This window comes from Planococcus sp. CAU13 (genome assembly GCF_000775575.1).
In the GTDB taxonomy this organism is placed as follows: Bacteria; Bacillota; Bacilli; order Bacillales_A; family Planococcaceae; genus Planococcus.
Genome location: NZ_JRGN01000249.1, coordinates 1 through 4007 on the forward strand (window position 1 = coordinate 1; position 4007 = coordinate 4007).

At 47.2% G+C, this 4007-nt stretch carries 4 protein-coding genes; all 4 read left to right on the top strand.

Features of this window, described 5'->3' with window-relative positions; translation table 11 throughout:
- Positions 1-520, top strand: a 520-nt coding sequence (gene hisF, locus KW93_RS12020; protein WP_033543267.1) for an imidazole glycerol phosphate synthase subunit HisF, incomplete at its 5' end; no start/stop codon positions are given.
- Positions 517-1143 (top strand): bifunctional phosphoribosyl-AMP cyclohydrolase/phosphoribosyl-ATP diphosphatase HisIE, encoded by a 627-nt coding sequence (gene hisIE / locus KW93_RS12025; protein ID WP_033543268.1) that lies wholly within the window; start codon positions 517-519, stop codon positions 1141-1143. The genes hisF and hisIE, both read left to right, overlap by 4 nt.
- A gap of 80 nt (positions 1144-1223) precedes the next feature.
- Positions 1224-2750 (top strand): helix-turn-helix domain-containing protein, encoded by a 1527-nt coding sequence (locus KW93_RS12030; RefSeq protein ID WP_033543269.1) that lies wholly within the window; start codon positions 1224-1226, stop codon positions 2748-2750.
- A 67-nt stretch (positions 2751-2817) separates the two neighbouring features.
- The gene (gene trxB / locus KW93_RS12035; protein ID WP_033543270.1) at positions 2818-3771 is read left to right on the top strand and encodes a thioredoxin-disulfide reductase; all 954 of its coding nucleotides are present in this window, start codon (positions 2818-2820) and stop codon (positions 3769-3771) included.
- Positions 3772-4007: the final 236 nt, after the last annotated feature.

Sequence of the window (4007 nt, forward strand, 5' to 3'; positions counted from 1 at the left end):
GGTGGGCGGCGGCATCCGTACACTCGATGACATGAAACGGATGCTGCGCGCCGGGGCGGATAAGGTTTCATTGAACACAGCGGCGCTCGACCGGCCGGAGCTGATCAAAGAAGGCGCAGACTTTTTCGGCTCCCAGTGCATCGTTGTGGCGATTGATGCGAAATGGAATGGCGAGGGCTGGGACGTCTATACGCACGGCGGCCGCAATAAAACCGACTGGGATGCCGTGGAGTGGGCGAAGCGCTGCGTTGAACTCGGTGCAGGCGAATTGCTGCTGACGAGCATGGACAAAGACGGCCAAAAAGACGGTTTTGACCTGGCGTTGACAAAAGCGGTGCGCGATGCCGTGGAAGTTCCGGTCATCGCCAGCGGCGGCGCAGGAAACCGCGAACATTTCAAGGAAGTTTTCGAGAAAGTGGACACCGATGCGGCGCTCGCAGCTTCCATCTTCCATTATAAAGAAACGAGCATTGCAGAAGTGAAAGACTACCTGCGCGCAGAAGGAGTGATTGTCCGATGACTGAACTGAAATTTGATGATAACGGACTGGTGCCTGTAATTATCCAGGACAGTGAAACAAAACAGGTGCTGACTTTGGCCTACGCCAATCAGGAGGCACTCGACAAAACAATGGCGAACGGGGAAACATGGCTCTATTCCAGAAGCCGCCAGGAATTATGGCACAAAGGGGCAAGCAGCGGCAATTCTCAGAAAGTTGTTTCTGTGCAGGCGGATTGTGATGCTGATGCAGTCATCTACGAAGTGATTCCGAACGGCCCGGCCTGTCACACCGGTGCACAGTCCTGTTTCAACGACACATTGCACGGGGAACGGAAGGTTTCAGCGGGAGATATGTTCAATGAACTGAAAACACTGATCCGCAACCGCCAGCGGGACATGCCGGAAGGTGCATATACGACTTATCTGTTTGAAGAAGGCGTCGATAAGATCTGCAAAAAAGTCGGAGAGGAAGCGGCCGAAGTAATCATCGCGGCGAAGAACCGGGATGCGGAAGAGCTGGCGATGGAGACTGCAGATCTCTTCTATCATGTCATGGTGCTGCTTCAGGAACAGAACGTCGACCTCGATCAGGTGATGGCAGTTCTGAAGGATCGCCACCAGTCAAAAACTGCAGGTAAATAAGCCGCGCATATGGTATAATTGCATGATAATAAAGGAAGGGGCGATTGCGGTCGACCCTTTTACTTTTGCGGAGGCTAATTTTGGAGAATAAAAAAAAGAACAACCAAGAGAATGTGCTGTCATTCATTCCTACAGGTGAATATTATTATAAGAAAGCGCTCAAGGAATTGCAGCGTGACAATTACCCGAAAGCCCATAAGTATCTGCAGCGGGCAACTGAACTGAGTCCGGAAGATCCGCTGATCATGATGCAATTTGGCATCGTACTGATGGAAATGCAGGAATTTGAACAGGCAATGGACGTTCTCCGGACAGCTCAGGATCTTGACCCGGAAGAGACGGACATCCTGTTTTTCCTTTCTGAAGTGCATGCGCATATGGGTTTATTTCTTGATGCCCGGAAATATGCGAAAAGATACGTAGAGGCCGATATTAACGGCAAATATGCGGAAGAAGCGATGGAAATCATCGATTTCGCGGAACAGGAAGACTGGCAGCTGCTGGACGACGAAGGGGAAGCGCAGGACAGCGAATATTTCTATTTGCAGGAAAAAGCGCGCCGATTGATGGAGCAGGGGAATTTTACGGATGCGATTAAAATGCTCGAAGATTTGATCGCAGACAAACCTGATTTCTGGGGCGCCCATAACAATCTGGCGCTTGCCTATTTCTATATCGGCGAAACGGAAATGGCGAAAGCGCTGCTCCATGATGTACTGAGAAGAAATACCGGAAACCTGCACGCGTTATGCAATTTGGCGGTATTCCACTATTATGAGAAAAACGATGAACTCGATGATATTCTGGATCTTCTGAAAAAAATCCAGCCTTATGTCTTTGAACACCGTTATAAACTGGGGGCAACTTTTGCCCTTGTAGGAAAATACAAAGAAGCTTTCCGCTGGCTGAGAAGCCTGCAAAAAAGAGGCTTTGATGGAGATCCTGCATTTTATTTCTGGCTGTCGCATGCCGCTTATCATTCAAATCATGAAGAGATTGCAAGACAGGCATGGAGGCAGTTAACGGCAATGGATCCTGGAAAAGAAGGCTATGAACCTTGGCAGGACAACACTTCAATGCCGCATTCGGATGCGCTCGAGCACGACCGCGAGTACCTTGTCAGCAAATTGGATCATCCCCAGCGGAGTGAGCGGTTATTCGGCTTATTCCTTCTCGGTAAATCATCGCATAAACAGGAAATCATTTCACACCCGAAGTGGCTGAAAAGTGAGCAGCCGACAGTAATTGAAACATTCATGCTGGGCTATGCGCTTGGTCATGCCTTCAAAGAAAATGTACCGGCAGAAAGTGCATTTATGCGCGCAATGAAAACGGCGGAAATCCTCTATGAAGCAGAAGGCATGGTCACCCAGCAGGGCTCCTACGCATTCCAGATGTGGTTTATGCTGGTCAGCAATGCTTTTGAACGAAATTATGTATTCAAAAATCCGAAAGCTTTGGCAGCCTCGGTCGATTATATGGTGAGGTCTTCGAGAGACCGCAGCATCACAAAAAAATCGGTTGCTGAACATTACGGCATAACTTCTTCAACTCTGACGAAGTATATAAATGAGCTGATCAAGTATCTTCCATTGTTTGAATCATAGGCATAATAGTTGATGCCAGAGGTGGAATCTTATACGATTTAGCTATTGAAAGTTAGGAGGATTCGAGATGACTGAGACCGAAAAAATTTATGACGTAATAATTATAGGTGCCGGACCAGCTGGAATGACAGCAGCGGTCTACACATCCCGTGCCAATCTGTCCACATTGATGATTGAGCGGGGAATCCCGGGCGGCCAAATGGCCAACACGGAAGAAATTGAAAACTATCCCGGATTTGATCATATTCTGGGTCCGGATCTTTCCACAAAAATGTTTGAGCACGCTAAAAAATTCGGGTCTGAATATGCTTATGGCGATGTTAAAGGCATTGTCGACGGAGAAGAGTATAAAACAATCACAGCAGGCTCGAAAGAATATAAAGCGCGTGCGGTCATCCTGACTACTGGTGCGGAATACAAAAAAATGGGCATCCCGGGCGAATCCGAACTGGGCGGCCGCGGTGTCAGCTATTGTGCAGTTTGTGACGGAGCATTTTTTAAACAGAAAAACCTCATTGTTGTCGGAGGCGGAGATTCAGCTGTTGAAGAAGGCGTTTATTTGACCCGTTTCGCTGATAAGGTGACGATCGTCCATAGAAGAGATGAATTGCGTGCACAGAAAATTATTCAGGACCGTGCTTTTGCCAATGACAAAGTCGATTTTATCTGGAGCCACACGGTGAAGGAAATCAAAGGCGAAAACGGCAAAGTTTCAGGTGTTACACTGGTGTCCACTAAAGACGGCACTGAAACTGAAAAAGAGATCGACGGCGTATTCATCTATATCGGTATGCTTCCGTTGACAAAACCATTTGAAAACCTTGGCATTTTGAATGACGAAGGCTATGTGGTGACAAATGAAAAAATGGAAACTTCGGTTCCGGGCATTTATGCAGCAGGCGACCTGCGCGAGAAAACGCTGCGTCAGGTAGTCACAGCAACAGGTGACGGAAGTATCGCTGCTCAGGCAGCACAGCATTATATTGAGGAACTGGTCGAGAAAATTGGACAGAATGTTTAATTTAATACTTTCTTAATGTACCTGTAATACGTTTGACATGTATAAGAGGTATAGTAAGACTAGTAAATTGACCCCCTTTTTATAGAAGTTTTGAAAGGCTGTTTTCCGAATCATTCGGAAAGCAGCCTCTTTTTTTGTGTCTGTTTAAAATGAATCATAAAAGAAATTCGTTTTATAACTCGCTTCGTCGCTTTGGACTAAGCTCACACAATAAGCCGAGAAGAGCACTCGTCTTA

Excerpts from the sequence above, each read along its gene's own strand:
- hisIE (WP_033543268.1), top strand. The coding sequence starts at position 517 with ATGACTGAACTGAAATTTGATGATAACGGACTGGTGCCTGTAATTATC.
- trxB (WP_033543270.1), top strand. The coding sequence starts at position 2,818 with ATGACTGAGACCGAAAAAATTTATGACGTAATAATTATAGGTGCCGGA.